Raw genomic sequence first — 13,601 nt, 5'->3', positions numbered from 1 at the left:
ATGGACTGGCTTGAGCGCGCGGCGGAGCTGAGACAGTGGACCAGAAACGGGACACGCGCTCCACACAAGCCGCTGCTCTTCCTGTACGCCCTCGGCCGGTTCCAACAGGATGCCGACGGCGAACTGCGCTACAGCGCGGTGGAGAACGACCTCAAACGGCTGCTGGACGAGTACGGCCCGCCCCACAAAACCACTCCCGCCTACCCGTTCCACCATCTGGCGAGCGACGGCGTGTGGGAGGTGCGCACCGACCGCGGACCGGGCAGCCCCGGCAGCGGCATACGGGAGCTGCGGGCCGTCGGAGCCGCGGGGCGGCTGGCGCCGGAACTGCGCGCGGCACTGCGGCGCGAGCCGTCGCTGCTCGGCCGGATGACACGGCTCCTGCTCGACCTGCACTTCCCGCCCTCGCTCCACGCCGAGCTGTGCGCATCCGTCGGTCTGGAGCCGGAGCCGGCGGAGCCCGAACGGCTTTCGGCCGTCGTGCGCAGGCGGCGGGACCCGAGGATGCGGGAGCAGGTCCTGACGGCCTACGAGTACCGGTGCGCCTTCTGCGGCTACGACGGCAGGATCGGCGCGCTTCCGGTCGGACTGGAGGCCGCACACGTGCGCTGGTGGGCGTTCGGCGGCCCCGACGACGTCGGCAACGGACTGTGCCTGTGCTCACTGCACCACAAGCTCTTCGACAAGGGCGTCCTCGGCATCGGATGGGGGTCCCCCCGCTCATGGGGGTCCCCCCGCTCGAGCGAAGCCGAGAGTGGGGGAGAAGCCGAGAGTGGGAAAGGTCACCGCATCCTGGTCTCGCAGCGCTTCGTCGGCCACAGCCCCGCCGCCCGCGAGCACGTCACAGCACTCGCGGGCCGCCCGCTCATCGGCCCTCAGCCGGGCACCCGCCCCGTCGCGGCCGCCCACTGCTCCTGGCACGCCGACCAGGTCTTCCACGGCAGCCCACGCCCCGCCACGGCCTCCTGATCACCCACCTCGGACGTCGACGACCCGGCGAGAGACCGGTCCCGGACACCGGCGTCCCGTCCGTGTTAACGTGAAGAGTTGCAGTTTTGGTTACCAGAGGCTTGTGAGTGCTCTTCCGACCTTCCGTCGACGAGCGCTCTTTTTTCGTCCCTGGGAGGCTTCGCGGCTTTCCGGAGACAACAGCCAGGTGAATCGTTGCTGCGACCACGGGTCCACAAGGTGTGGGCCCCGGGCACTGCCCAAAAGGAGATACAGCATGGCATCTGGCACCGTGAAGTGGTTCAACTCGGAAAAGGGCTTCGGCTTCATCGAGCAGGACGGCGGCGGCCCCGACGTGTTCGCCCACTACTCGAACATCGCCAGCTCCGGTTTCCGTGAGCTTCAGGAAGGCCAGAAGGTTACCTTCGACGTCACGCAGGGCCAGAAGGGCCCGCAGGCCGAGAACATCGTTCCCGCCTGACGCGTATACGCTGACACCGGCGTCGGTATCCGACGCCGGCATGCAGTGCGTGGCCGGGACCCCGCACCCCTGTGGCGCGGGGCCCCGGCCCACTGCGTTCCCCGGCCCGGCAACGAAGCCGGCGCCGTACTCGTGCTCGCGGCCCGCCACTCGCGGCCGCCTGCCGCCGTTTCACTGATGTTATTGATGCAGTGATTCACTGATTCACCGTTTTTCGGCTCATTCTTGCGAATTCTCATGCGGCCAGCACCTCGCCGTTGGGAGGAATTCCTCGATACGTGCCGCATCGAGGAAGGTTCCGCATGAACCGCAACCACACAGCTCGTTCGAACAACAGCGCCGGCAACACCGGCTCGTCCCGCTCCCGTACGGACAAGGCCGCGGGCTCCGCGGGTTCCGGGCGGGGAGGCCGCGTCCGTTCCCAGGGGGCGGGCGGCCGCCAGGGCGGTCCGTCCCGCGGCGCTGCCCAGGGTGGACGCAGCAGCGGCCGCGGGGGTCGTCCCGCCGCGTCCGGCGGGGAGTTCGCGCCGCCGGTCACCCTCACCCCGGCGCTGCCGCCGGTCGAGACGTTCACCGAACTCGACATGCCCGAGCAGCTGTTGACCGCCCTGAGTGCCGAGGGCGTGACCACCCCGTTCCCGATCCAGGCCGCGACGCTGCCGAACTCGCTGGCCGGCCGGGACGTACTGGGCCGTGGGCGTACCGGCTCGGGCAAGACGCTGGCCTTCGGCCTGGCGATGCTGGCGCGTACCGGCGGGCAGCGGGCCGAGCCCCGGCACCCGCTGGCGCTCGTCCTCGTCCCCACCCGGGAGCTGGCCCAGCAGGTCACCGACGCTCTCACCCCCTACGCCCGCGCGCTGCGCCTGCGGATCGCCACGGTGGTCGGCGGGGTCTCGATCGGCCGGCAGGTGAGCGCCCTGCGCGGCGGTGCCGAGGTCGTCGTCGCGACGCCCGGCCGGCTCAAGGACCTCATAGACCGGGACGACTGCCGCCTGGACCAGGTCGCCATCACCGTCCTGGACGAGGCCGACCAGATGGCCGACATGGGCTTCATGCCGCAGGTGACCGCCCTGCTCGACCGGGTGCGCCCCGGCGGCCAGCGCATGCTGTTCTCCGCCACGCTGGACCGCAATGTCGACCGTCTGGTGCGCAACTACCTCCACGACCCCGTCGTCCACTCCGTCGACCCGTCCGCGGGCGCGGTCACCACGATGGACCACCACCTGCTGCACGTGGACGACGACGACAAGCACACCACCACGACGGAGATCGCCGCCCGCGACGGACGCGTGATCATGTTCCTGGACACCAAGCACGCCGCCGACCGGCTGGCCAAGAAGCTCCTCGCCGTCGGCGTGCGGGCCTCGGCCCTGCACGGCGGGAAGTCCCAGTCCCAGCGGACCCGGACCCTGACCCAGTTCAAGGACGGACACGTCACGGTCCTGGTGGCCACCAACGTCGCGGCCCGCGGCATCCACGTCGACAACCTGGACCTCGTCGTCAACGTCGACCCGCCCAGCGACCACAAGGACTACCTGCACCGCGGCGGACGCACCGCCCGCGCCGGTGAGTCCGGCACCGTCGTCACGCTGGTCCTGCCGCACCAGCGCCGGGAGATGTCCCGCCTGATGACCGACGCCGGCATCACCCCGCAGACCACCCGGGTACGTCCGGGCGGGGACGAACTGAACCGCATCACCGGAGCCCAGGCACCGTCGGGCGTGCCCGTCGTCCTCACTCCGCCGCCCGCCCAGAACCAGCCCGCGCGCACGGGTTCCTCGTCCCGGAGCCGGCGCAGCAGCCGTCCCGGGCAGGCGGCCCGCCGCAGCGCCACCGGCAAGGGAAAGGGCGGCCGCTGAAGGGCTGTTGAAGAGCCGCCGAAGGGCCGTTGAGCGGTCACTCCGTAGGCGCTGAGGCGGTGCTGCGCGGGTCGACGCCGTACACCGTGCGGCAGTCCGGGACGAACGGCGGTGCGGGGCGCGGGTGGCGGCGCCTGTGGGTACCACGATCATCGAGAGGCCGGGGCGCAGACGCGCCCCGGCCTCTCCCGTTCGGAGAAGTCTCCGACGCCCCTGAGGAACGCTGACGGGCTGCCCTCCCCCGTGGTCACCCGGGAGGCCAGGCTGTCGCCCTCCGGTGGTCCGGTGCGCCGGCGAACAGGAAGCGGGCGGCGTCCGCCTGCGCCGCCATGGCCGTGCCGTGGTGGGGCGCCACGTCGTGCAACTCCCGGGCGATACGCGCCCGTTCCTGCGCCGTCGCCGCCTCCGCACCGAGCCGCCGCTCAACGACGCCGTCGCCTCGGCCACACGCCGAGCTTGGCCCTCGGTCCCGGACGGCCCCGTGGGCGGCGGGCGGCATCGGACCGCCCGTCATATTACCGAACCGTAACCTTCCTACTGCTACTACGAGTAACTTACCCATAGGTAAGTTCAATGCGAACCACTTCCGAGCGGCGTGGACAAGCCCGTGGGACGCGTGTGCCCCACCTCGCCGCCGGACCGCCGCTGTGCCGCCGTGCCGCCCCACCGCTGTGCCGCCCCACCGCCGTGCCGCCCCACCGCTGTGCCGTCGTAGCTCCGAAGCCCCAACTCCCCGCAGCTCAGCTCCGTAGCTCCGCAACCGCGCCTCCCCGTCCGGGCCGATCACGGGACGCCCCGGCACGGAGGCCGCTTCCTGACAGCCGCTTCACAGGAGGTTCGCCATGCCCGCACGCCCGCGCCCCAGACTTCTGGCCGCTGCCGTCACCGCCGCCGCCTGCCTCGGCGCCCAAGCCGTCACGGCCGCCCCCGTCGCGGCGGCGGACGAGGTCGTGTCCCGGGGTGTCACGATCCCCGCGTTCTACACCCCGCCCGCGTCCCTGCCCGACGTCAACGGCGCCCTCATCCGCAGCGAGCGCCTCCCGCTGACCCTGAGCCTGCCCGGCCTCAAGGGCCCGCTGCCGGGAACCGCGACCCGGCTGATGTACAGGTCCACCGACTCGAGCGGGCAGCCGGTCGCCGTCACCGGCGCGTACATCGAACCGTCCGCCGCCTGGAAGGGCAACGGACCGCGCCCCCTCGTCGCGGTGGCGCCCGGCACCCTGGGGCAGGGCGACCAGTGCGCCGCGTCCATGGGGCTCGAGCACCCGCTGCAGTTCAACGGCGAGACCGTATCCGTCGGTTACGAGGACCTGGCGATCTACCGCCTCCTCGCGAAGGGCGTCGCCGTGGTCGTCACCGACTACGCCGGCCTGGGCGCGACCGACCGCCTGCACACCTACGTGAACCGGGTCGACGAGGCCCACGCGGTCCTGGACGCCGTCCGCGCCGCCCGCTCGGTCCGCGGGACGTCGATCACCACGGCCTCCCCGGTCGGGCTCTACGGGTACAGCCAGGGCGGCGGGGCGACCGCCGCGGCCGCCGAACTCCAGTCCGCCTACGCCCCCGACGTCACCCTGTCCGGGACCTACTCCGGCGCACCACCCGCCGATCTGACCAAGGTCACCAAGGCCATCGACGGCAGCGAACTGGCCGGCGCGCTGGGCTGGTCGCTGAACGGTTTCCTCCAGTCCGACCCGTCCCTGAAACCCATGGCCGAGGCGCACCTGAACGCCGCCGGCAAGGCCGCGCTCACCGACCTCTCGACGATGTGCGTCGGCGACGCCCTCTTCACGTACGGCTTCGCCAAGAGCACCAAGTGGACCAGGGACGGAAAGTCCCTCGGTGACATCATCGCCACCACGCCCGCCCTCCAGATCTTCCTGGACAAGCAGTTCATCGGCACGATGAAGCCGTCCGGCCCGGTCCGCCTGGCCACCGGCGTCAGCGACGACCTCGTGCCGCACGGGCAGTCCCGCCGACTCGCCGTCGACTGGTGTGCCAAGGGCGCCGACGTCACGTACAAGGCCGTCGTCCTCCCCCACGTCGGCAGCGCGCTGCTCAACCACTTCGCCCCGCTGCTGACCGACCAGGGGGACGCCGTCGACTGGCTGACCGACCGGCTGTCCGGCAAGCGGGCCACCTCCAACTGCTGGAGCATGCCCCTGCAGCCCTGACCTGACGGCCGGCCCCGAGGTTGAATGCTCCCGGCTCCGGCCCGCCCGACTCACCGGGTGGGCCGGAGCCGGCGCGGGGCCCGGCGGCCGCCACGTCGAAGTGATCCGGGACCGGACCGCCCGGCCGGGCCGGGGCTCGGCTACGCTCTTCGACCATGTCGCACCCTGACGATCTGCTCGTCGCCGTCGCCGCGATGGTCGAGACGGACCAGGACAGCCAGATGTCACTCACCGTAGTGATCCCCGGCGCCGTCATCACCGGACGGCTGGCCCCCGAGGCCCTGTGGCGGGAGCGCGTGGCGGAGGTACTGCGCGACTCCGCGCGCCTGCGCCACTTCGCCGTTCCCTTCGCGGAGGCCGGCCGGGTCGAAGCGCCGTCGCACCCCTCCCACCTGCATTTCCACGTCGCCCGGATCCTCCAGGGGAGCTACGGCATCCCGGACACGGGCGGCATGTACCGGGTGGCGCTCGCCGATGTGAGCGCCTGGACGGTGGGAGACATCGGGTACTCCGACCAGCAGTGAGCGGGCCGTCGCCGTCCTGCCCACGGCGCTTACGGCGTGAGGCCGATCGACGCGCAGGCCGCCCGGTACTTCGCCGTGCAGATGTCCTCCACGTCGTAGACGCCGTCCCGGATCACCGTGTCCTCGATGGTGTCCTGCGTCAGGGCGACCACCGGCACCAGCATCGACGGGATGTCCTTCTGCGTCGGGCTGTCGACCCGTTCACCGGTCAGCGAGTCGAACTGGATGTCCCGCCCCTGGACCCTGGCCACCGCCACCTCGGCGGCACCGCCGGCCTCCAGCAGGAACGACTTGTACACCGTCATGTACTGCGTGCCCGCGACGACCCGCTGCACGGCCTCCAGATCGGCGTCCTGCCCGGTCACTGGCGGAATGCCGGGGAAGCCCGCCTCCTCCAGCGCCTCGATGACGGCTCCGGCCATGCCGTCGTTCGCCGCGTAGACGGCGGCGACGTCGTCGGCGCCGACGGCCTTGATCGCCTTCTTCATGTTCACCTTGGCGACGGCGGGCAGCCACTTCTCGGTGTCGTACGACTTGGCTATGACCACGTTGCCGTTCAACTCGCCCATCGCGCCCTTCTTGAACAGCGCGGTGTTCGGGTCGGCGGGCTCACCGTTCATCATGACGACCTTGCTGTTCTCCGCCTCGCTGCCGAGCGCGTCGACGAGCGCACGGCCCTGCACCTCACCGACGAGTTCGTTGTCGTGCGACACGTACGCGTCGATCGGACCCTCGGCGAGCCGGTCGTACGCGATGACGGGGATGTCCGCTTCCTTGGCTTTCTCCACGTCCGGTCCGATGGCCTTGGCGTCCACCGCGGCCACGATGATCACGTCGACCTCTTCGGCGACCATGCGGCCGAGCTGCTCGCTCTGCTTGGCCATGCTGCCCTCGGCGTTGGCGTAGACGACCCTGCCCTCCTTGCCGGTGAGGACGCCGACCCGTTCCTTGACGAGGGGGCGGTCGAACTTCTCGAAGCGCGCCGTGTCCCTGTCGGGGAGAAGGAGGCCCACGGTGATGTCGTTGCGCCGGCCCGGCGACGCGGAGCCACCGTCTTCGCCGATGGCGTCGAGCGCACCGCACGCGGAGAGCGAGAGCACCGAGAGGGCCGAGAGGGCGGCCGTCAGAGCGGTGGCGCCCCGACGCCCCCGGATCGTGCGGCGCGCGCTGGTGGTACGGGTGGTACAGGGGTTCACATCAGGTGCCTTCCAAGCGAGAGTGCGGCGCGGCGACCAAGTGGTGGGCAAGCCAACGCCGCACGGCCCGGCAGCGTCAAACCGCGTCTTCACGGGAACAGCCCTGTCATTTCCGTGTCTTGAGCACCTTCCACCGGGTCCGATTTCCGGTCGTGACGGCTCAAATCGACTCTGCGCGCGGCCCTCGACTGCCGTTGTCCCCCATGACTTTGGTGGAAGGACCTTCAGTCCGGGCCGCATTGCGCGCCGATTGACGCACATGCTCACGGCATTCACGCGAAGCGGGCAGAGAATGTGTGCAGGAGTGACACACAGGCTGCACACAGCGGCTCATGAGTGTCGTTAGCGTTGCTGTCCTGCTTCACCCCGCTCTCGCGTGCGCAACGCGGACGGGCCGTCCCCGGCTCGGCGGGTGCCTGCCAACTCGGGAAGACAGCGGATGAACTACTGCTCCACGTGTCGTCGGCATCTGAACGGCGCCCTCGTGTGCCCCGGATGCGGCGCCTACGCCCCCGACATCGCGCCGAGCGTCATCGGCGGTCACACCGTCCCGGGCACGGCGACCTCGACCGCACCCGCGGCAGGTTCCGGCACCGCGGCCGGTACGGGAATCGGTACGGGGCCGGTCCCTACCGTGGAAGTCCCGGACCCGGTGTCCACGCCCGCGTCCGTGCCGGCGCCCGTGATGTCCGCGCCCACGGGGCGGGCGGCGCGGCGGCGGCAGGTGGCCCGCTGGAAGAAGACCCAGCGCCGCGCCCTGGTCGCCACGGCGGTGGCCTTCGTCGGCGGTGGACTCACCCTCGCCTCGATGGACCGGGATTCCGGCGACCGCGCCCAGGCCGCCACAGCACCCGAGGTGTCCGGCATGGGCGGCGCGGACGGGCCCGCGGACCAGTACGGCGGCCCGGCGCCGTCCGTGAGCCCGCCCGGCACGCAGCGCTCCCAGGACCGGCCCTCGCAGCCGGCCCCGGACGACGACGCACACCGGCAGCCGACCGGCACCGTGTCGGCGCCCACCACCGCGTCGAGCACCCGGCCGGACGACGCCACCGGCGCTCCCACGACGGCCACGTCCCCGTCACGGACCACACCCTCGTCCGACGGCTCGGGCATACGGACGGGCTCGAACTCCAACGGCTCCGGAGCCGGCGTCGACTCCGGCACGGCGACCCGTCCGACGACCCCACCCGAGGGCTCCTCGGGCAGCGGCGGCTCGGGCGGCCGGAGCGGCTCGCAACCCGCCGCCTCGGCCCCCTCGACACCCGCGCCCGCGTCACCGGGATCGTCCGGCTCCGACACCGGCTCCAGCTCCAGCTCCAGTTCCAGCTCCGGCTCCGGCTCCGGCTCCAGCTCCGGCTCCGACACCGGTTCCGACGCCGAGCTCTGTCTCCTCGTGATCTGCCTCGGCTGACGGCTACCCCCGGTGCCCCCACCGGGCCTGCCCAGGGCCGTCCGTCAGTGACCGCCGACGAGTTCCCCGCTGAGCTTGTCGTGGAGGCGGGCACTGGGCTCGTTCAGGCCCGTGATCTCAACGGTCTTCCCGCGCTGCGCGTACCGCGTCCCGACGGCGTCGAGGGCGGCGACGGAGGAGGCGTCCCAGGCATGGGCGGACGACAGATCGATGACGACGCGGTCGGGGTCGCCCGAGTAGTCGAAGCGGCCGACGATGTCGTGGGACGAGGCGAAGAACAGCTCGCCGGTGACCCGGTAGACGACGGACGTGCCGTCGGGGCCGGTGACCGCGGTGACCTCGGCGAGGTGGGCGACCCGCCGGGCGAAGATCACCATGGCGGTGACCGTGCCGACGACGACGCCGACGGCGAGGTTGTGCGTGGCGACCACGCACACGACGGTGATCACCATGACGCCGATCTCCCCGGCCGGCATTCGCTTGAGGGTCTTGGGGGCGATGGAGTGCCAGTCGAAGGTCGACGAGCACGTCGCGACCGGTCTGCCCGAGGGGCAGGAACGCGAAGAACCGCTCGAGTCGCTGCGCGGCTTCGAGGAAGCGGCACGCCAACGGACGGCGGATCTTCGTACGCAGCTGGCGCGGGCGGAGGAATTCGCCACCACCCTGCGCGAACGAATCGAACCGATCAAGACAGGCCGGACGGGTGAAGAAAGCGAAGGCGGACCCCGCCCGGAACTCACCGCACCCGCCTGGCCCCGGCACAGCGGGAAGGCCCCCTCCCGCGTCCCGCACCGGTGTTGCGGAACAATCGGGGCATGAGCATCGTCAAGATCAACGTACTCACGGTCCCGGAAGAGCAGCGGGAGACGCTGGAGAAGCGGTTCGCCGCGCGGGCGGGCGCGGTGGAGGGTTCGGACGGATTCGAGTGGTTCGAGCTGCTCCGCCCCGTGGAGGGCACCGACACCTACCTCGTCTACACCCGCTGGCGGACCGAGGAGGACTTCCAGCGCTGGATGGCCGGCCGCGGCCAGGCCGCGCACGGCGGTGGCGGCGCGCAGGCTGGCGGCGCGCAGGGCGACCGGCCGAAGCCCGCTGCCACGGACGCGACGCTGTGGTCGTTCGAGGTGGTCCAGCAGACCGGCCCGAAGCAGGCCTGACCCGCCCACCGACGCCGCCGAAGCATGCGCCCCGAGAGGGCCGGGGCAACGCCCCGGCCCTCTCGGGAGGACGAGTGCCGGGAACCGGGACCGCGTTCAGGAACCCTGAATGCGGGGGGCGGCCGGACCCCTGGAAAACGCGGAGCAGGGGCCCCGCACTGATGTGCGGAGCCCCTGCAATCCCTGCGGACGTACGGGTCAGGCGGGAACGATGTTCTCGGCCTGCGGGCCCTTCTGGCCCTGCGTGACGTCGAAGGTCACCTTCTGGCCTTCCTGGAGCTCACGGAAGCCCGAGGTGGCAATGTTCGAGTAGTGAGCGAAGACGTCGGCGCCGCCGCCGTCCTGCTCGATGAAGCCGAAGCCCTTTTCCGAGTTGAACCACTTCACGGTACCGGTGGCCATATCAAATCTCCTGAGACAGTGCTGGGAAATCGCACTTTACGAATTCCCTCATCGTCGCGATGATCACCTGCCCGGAGAACCGGTAGCAAAATGGCAACCACAACTGCAACTGACGTCAGCCTAGCACGAACCATATCCACGGCAAGCGAGGAAAATCACCAAGGAAAGCGCGGTCAACGCGTTTGAAGAAATAGATTTCTGCGACGGGCGCTATATTTCTGTTCCGGCGAGAACAGATTTTTCACTGATGCTGATGCCGATGCGCGGCGCGCTCGCTCTGCCGACGCAGCTCCTCATAATCCCGCTCGACCTGCTTCAGCCGCTCCTCCAGGCCGACGATGCGGCACGCGGCGTCGACCGGGGTCCCCCGGTCGACGAGTTCGCGCACCCGTGCGGCGAGCTTCAACTGATGGCGCGAGTAGCGACGGTGGCCGCCGTCCGAGCGCGTCGGGGCGATCAGCCCCGTCCCGCCCAGGCCACGGAGGAAAGCGGGGGTCACTCCGACCAGTGCGGCGGCCCTGCCCATGGTGTAGGCCGGGAAATGGTCGTCGTCGAGCCGGTCGGCGACGGGGAGCCGGCCATCGTCCGGCTGCCGGGCGCCGGCATGCGGCCGGCTCTCCGAGGGCATGCGAACCTTCCTGCGGCCCGCCGGGAACACGGGCCACCACGGGGACGGGTTCCCCGCACAGGAACTCTAGTCACCTCAGTGGAAAAACTACCGCGACGCACACAGATATTTACTCCTGTTCACGGTGTCCGCGACCGGCGCGTGCCCGTCCGGACAACAGAGCCTCCCTTCGGGCCCTCCCCCGGCCGCGCCCGGTGCGGACCCATCTCCTGGAGTACGGCGCCGAGCTCGGCTCCGGTGAGTGCGCGGCCCGGCAGCGGTGACGGCGAAACGGTGCGCAGGCCGCCGAGGAACAGGGCGAGGGGGCGACGCCAGGCATCGGGCGTGGTGGCCGTGGTGAGGGGGACAGCGCGGCCGAGGGCGGCGAGGGCGAACAGGACGTCCTCCGTGGTGACGTCGGGACGCACGGTGCCCTCCTCTCGCCCCCGCCCGAGCAGCAGCTCCACCGTCCGGCGATTGTGGGCGTGCACGGCCTGAAGGAACTGCCTCTGCGCCTGGGCCGACCGGGAGGCCGGGGCAGCACAGGGCCACCGCCCTGACTGTCCCGGCGGCACCGCTCACGCGGGCTTCGGCTCGGCCTTCCGGGACGTCGGCTGCTCAAGGTGGACCACCACAGTGGAATAGAACCGGTTGACGGCGTCGTCCACGCTGCGGATGAACCCGGACTCGGCGTTGCCGCGCGTACTGCCCATGCCCTTGAAGAGGGTCAGCCGGAAACCGGTGATCTGCGCACCGTTCTTCGGCAGCAGGTCCCCCGGCTCGGGCCGAAGCCGTTCCAGAGTTCCCCTCGGCCCGCCCGTCTCGGCATCGACCAGCGTCTCGACGTGCAGGTCGGCCGGGGCCTCGCTCAACCACTTGAGGAGCCGCTTCGCCCGGGCCAGGGGGTAGCCCTGTTCGGGTGCCGGGATCTCGATGGACGTGCGCAGCTTGCCGGTCCGCAGGTCGGCGCTGATCGCGAGGACACCCGGTGTGTCCTCGATCCGCACCTCGGCCTGCAACCGCCCTTCGAGGCACAACTGGTCGGCCATCCGCACACGGTGCTCCCCTGGATCGGCTCCCCGCTTGACCCTGCGTACGGGAAGCACCTTCTGGCCGATTTCGCCGCCCAGCCCCAGACAGACCTGGCGGATCAGCCGTTCCCAGCTCTCGACCACTTCAAGGGCACGGGAGTCGCCCTGGCACAAGGTCTCGTCGTCGATGCCCCTGCGCACAGGGACCCACGCGGCGCCCATGTTCTGAAAGCCGTGGCAACCGGAGTTCTCGTGCTGGATGTAGTGCAGCAGCTCATGGAGCAGCCAGGCGTGCGCGCCGTTCCCGACACCTTCGTGCCGGATGAGCATCTGTGCCTGGTGCGCCACCTCCGCCCAGGACAGATGCCACAGGGCCACCTTGTGCTTGCGCCTGCCGTCGACCTTGACGTCGACCAGCGGGCTTCCTTCCAGCGCGACGTCGTTGGACAGCGTGATCACGGCCTCGTAGCCACGCCGAGCCGCTATGTCCATGTACGCCTGCACTTGATCGGCCTTGAGGGCGTTGCCGTTGGTCTTGGTCTCGACGAGCGCCGTCCAGAGCTTTCCGGCCCGTTCGACCCGGATCACACCGTCGGGGCGCCGTGGGGAGTCGCCGTGCGGCAACGTGACTTCCGTATAGGTCTCCATACGGCCCGCGGGGGCGCCGAATCCGGCCGTCAGCCGGCGACCGAACTCCGGCACCTGCGCCATCACCGACAACAGCACGGAGGTGGCGCGCATCTCGCGGTCACGGTCGCTCTTGAGCACCGAAAGGGGAAAGAGCCTCGCCTGGTTCCACGCATCGTTCTCGGCGAGGGACTTCTGCTCCGCCCTGGGCAGCGTGACCTTCTTCTTGGCGGTGCGGGGCCGCGCCGGCTTCCCGCTCCGCCCTGCGCCCTCTTGAGGCTGCCGCGGTGCGGGGATCGCCGTCGGAGGGGCTTGCGGCTCCTGCCCGCCGGGGACGGCCGGTGACGTGGTGCCGGATTCTTCCGCGGCCGTCGTCCCGTCCGCTGCCGCCGACTCGTGCGGGGCTCCCGCCCCGTCGGCTTCCGCCGCTGCTCCGGCTTCCGCCGTGTCATCGTCGATGTCGACCCCGAAGTCGGCCGCCAGCCCGGCGAGGCCGGTGTCGTACCCCTGCCCGACGGCCCGGAACTTCCACTCGCCCGAGCGCCGGTACAGCTCACCGAAGATGAAGGCGCTCACCGATCCGGTGTCCTCGATCGGGAACCGGAGCAGGCCGTCGCCCGAACCGTCGGCCAGCATGACCTGCAAGCCGTCCAGTTCATCGAAGCGCATGCCCTCGTACCGACTCGCGGCGACGACGATCCGCTCGACATCGTCCGGGACCGCTGTCAGATCGAAGACGATCCGGTCCTCGCTGCCTTCTCCGGCCGGCTTCTTGCCGAGGAGTTCCACGCTGCCGTCGACGGCCACCGGATTGTTGTAGAAGTAGAAGTCGGTGTCGCTGCGCACCTTGCCGTGCGGGCCCAGCAGCAGGACGGACACGTCCGCGTCGCCCTCGCCGGTCTGGCTGACCCACCCCAGGCTCGCGATCACCGAATCCACGTGGTCGCTCAGGGTGGCCAGCCCGACGTTGGCCCCCTTGGTCATTTCGTACATGAATCCCCCCAAAAAACCACGGCGAGCCGGAGAGACCTCTCCCTCGGCAATCCGCCGCGCACCGTGCGCGCCAGGGCGCGCATTCAACGCAACCAAAACTCTAGTACGCGAAATACGTAGTCAGCACTGTTCCGGCGGAAACAGGATGATCACTGGTGATCAAGGGCGATCGCGCGTGGTCCCGCAATACG

At 70.6% G+C, this 13,601-nt stretch carries 14 protein-coding genes and 1 pseudogene; 8 read left to right on the top strand and 7 right to left on the bottom strand.

Annotated elements, in window-relative coordinates; all coding sequences use genetic code 11:
* The 3 genes from ACFPZI_RS07365 (at position 1) to ACFPZI_RS07355 (ending at position 3,288) form a co-directional block, all read left to right on the top strand.
* On the top strand, positions 1 to 969 hold the full coding sequence (locus tag ACFPZI_RS07365; RefSeq protein WP_381359840.1) for a phosphorothioated DNA-binding restriction endonuclease: 969 nt from the start codon (positions 1 to 3) through the stop codon (positions 967 to 969).
* A 256-nt stretch (positions 970 to 1,225) separates the two neighbouring features.
* Positions 1,226 to 1,429 carry a cold-shock protein gene (locus ACFPZI_RS07360; protein WP_042163016.1) on the top strand — a complete coding sequence of 68 codons (204 nt, stop codon included), beginning with the start codon at positions 1,226 to 1,228 and terminating at the stop codon, positions 1,427 to 1,429.
* Positions 1,430 to 1,731: 302 nt separating this feature from the next.
* Positions 1,732 to 3,288 (top strand): DEAD/DEAH box helicase, encoded by a 1,557-nt coding sequence (locus tag ACFPZI_RS07355; protein WP_381359837.1) that lies wholly within the window; start codon positions 1,732 to 1,734, stop codon positions 3,286 to 3,288.
* A gap of 247 nt (positions 3,289 to 3,535) precedes the next feature.
* Here the strand turns inward: ACFPZI_RS07355 and ACFPZI_RS07350 are convergent, their stop codons facing one another.
* Entirely contained in the window at positions 3,536 to 3,619 is an 84-nt protein-coding gene (locus ACFPZI_RS07350) for a hypothetical protein (RefSeq protein ID WP_381359997.1), read from the bottom strand.
* Positions 3,620 to 4,130: 511 nt separating this feature from the next.
* Between ACFPZI_RS07350 and ACFPZI_RS07345 the strand changes: the two genes are divergently transcribed.
* Together ACFPZI_RS07345 and ACFPZI_RS07340 are read left to right on the top strand one after the other, a co-directional pair.
* Positions 4,131 to 5,462: a lipase family protein gene (locus ACFPZI_RS07345; RefSeq protein ID WP_381359834.1), complete on the top strand. Its 1,332-nt coding sequence runs from the start codon at positions 4,131 to 4,133 to the stop codon at positions 5,460 to 5,462.
* A gap of 155 nt (positions 5,463 to 5,617) precedes the next feature.
* On the top strand, positions 5,618 to 5,986 hold the full coding sequence (locus tag ACFPZI_RS07340) for a hypothetical protein (RefSeq protein ID WP_381359832.1): 369 nt from the start codon (positions 5,618 to 5,620) through the stop codon (positions 5,984 to 5,986).
* A gap of 29 nt (positions 5,987 to 6,015) precedes the next feature.
* Here ACFPZI_RS07340 and ACFPZI_RS07335 read toward each other — a convergent pair whose 3' ends face one another.
* Positions 6,016 to 7,182 carry a sugar ABC transporter substrate-binding protein gene (locus ACFPZI_RS07335; protein WP_381359829.1) on the bottom strand — a complete coding sequence of 389 codons (1,167 nt, stop codon included), beginning with the start codon at positions 7,180 to 7,182 and terminating at the stop codon, positions 6,016 to 6,018.
* A 439-nt stretch (positions 7,183 to 7,621) separates the two neighbouring features.
* On the opposite strand from ACFPZI_RS07335, the gene ACFPZI_RS37265 reads away from it, so the two are divergent.
* Positions 7,622 to 8,593 (top strand): SCO2400 family protein, encoded by a 972-nt coding sequence (locus ACFPZI_RS37265; RefSeq protein WP_417801252.1) that lies wholly within the window; start codon positions 7,622 to 7,624, stop codon positions 8,591 to 8,593.
* Positions 8,594 to 8,637: 44 nt separating this feature from the next.
* Here ACFPZI_RS37265 and ACFPZI_RS07325 read toward each other — a convergent pair.
* Positions 8,638 to 9,114: pseudogene (locus ACFPZI_RS07325) on the bottom strand (STAS domain-containing protein); the annotation flags it as partial.
* Between ACFPZI_RS07325 and ACFPZI_RS07320 the strand changes: the two are divergent.
* Positions 9,044 to 9,412 carry a hypothetical protein gene (locus ACFPZI_RS07320; RefSeq protein WP_381360004.1) on the top strand — a complete coding sequence of 123 codons (369 nt, stop codon included), beginning with the start codon at positions 9,044 to 9,046 and terminating at the stop codon, positions 9,410 to 9,412. The pseudogene ACFPZI_RS07325 and the gene ACFPZI_RS07320 sit on opposite strands and share 71 nt — an antisense overlap.
* A complete protein-coding gene (locus ACFPZI_RS07315) occupies positions 9,409 to 9,750 on the top strand; it encodes an antibiotic biosynthesis monooxygenase family protein (protein WP_381359823.1) in 342 nt (113 codons plus the stop codon). Before ACFPZI_RS07320 ends, ACFPZI_RS07315 begins: the two co-directional genes overlap by 4 nt.
* A 198-nt stretch (positions 9,751 to 9,948) precedes the next feature.
* On the opposite strand, the gene ACFPZI_RS07310 is transcribed toward ACFPZI_RS07315, so the two are convergent.
* The 4 genes from ACFPZI_RS07310 to ACFPZI_RS07295 all read right to left on the bottom strand — a co-directional run bounded on the left by ACFPZI_RS07310 (position 9,949) and on the right by ACFPZI_RS07295 (position 13,410).
* Positions 9,949 to 10,152, bottom strand: coding sequence for a cold-shock protein (locus ACFPZI_RS07310; protein ID WP_004985680.1), 204 nt, complete (start codon positions 10,150 to 10,152; stop codon positions 9,949 to 9,951).
* Positions 10,153 to 10,393: 241 nt separating this feature from the next.
* A complete protein-coding gene (locus ACFPZI_RS07305) occupies positions 10,394 to 10,780 on the bottom strand; it encodes a MerR family transcriptional regulator (RefSeq protein ID WP_381359820.1) in 387 nt (128 codons plus the stop codon).
* 119 nt (positions 10,781 to 10,899) lie between these two features.
* Positions 10,900 to 11,334, bottom strand: a complete 435-nt coding sequence (locus ACFPZI_RS07300; RefSeq protein WP_381359817.1) for an SbtR family transcriptional regulator — start codon at positions 11,332 to 11,334, stop codon at positions 10,900 to 10,902.
* Between the two features lie 3 nt (positions 11,335 to 11,337).
* Complete coding sequence (locus tag ACFPZI_RS07295; protein WP_381359815.1) at positions 11,338 to 13,410, bottom strand: TerD family protein; 2,073 nt, start codon at positions 13,408 to 13,410, stop codon at positions 11,338 to 11,340.
* Positions 13,411 to 13,601: the final 191 nt, after the last annotated feature.

The sequence above is a fragment of the Streptomyces chlorus genome (assembly GCF_042655885.1).
Classification (GTDB): domain Bacteria; phylum Actinomycetota; class Actinomycetes; order Streptomycetales; family Streptomycetaceae; genus Streptomyces; species Streptomyces chlorus.
Note: the sequence above shows the minus strand (reverse complement) of the source record. Positions and strands in the feature narration are given on the sequence as shown.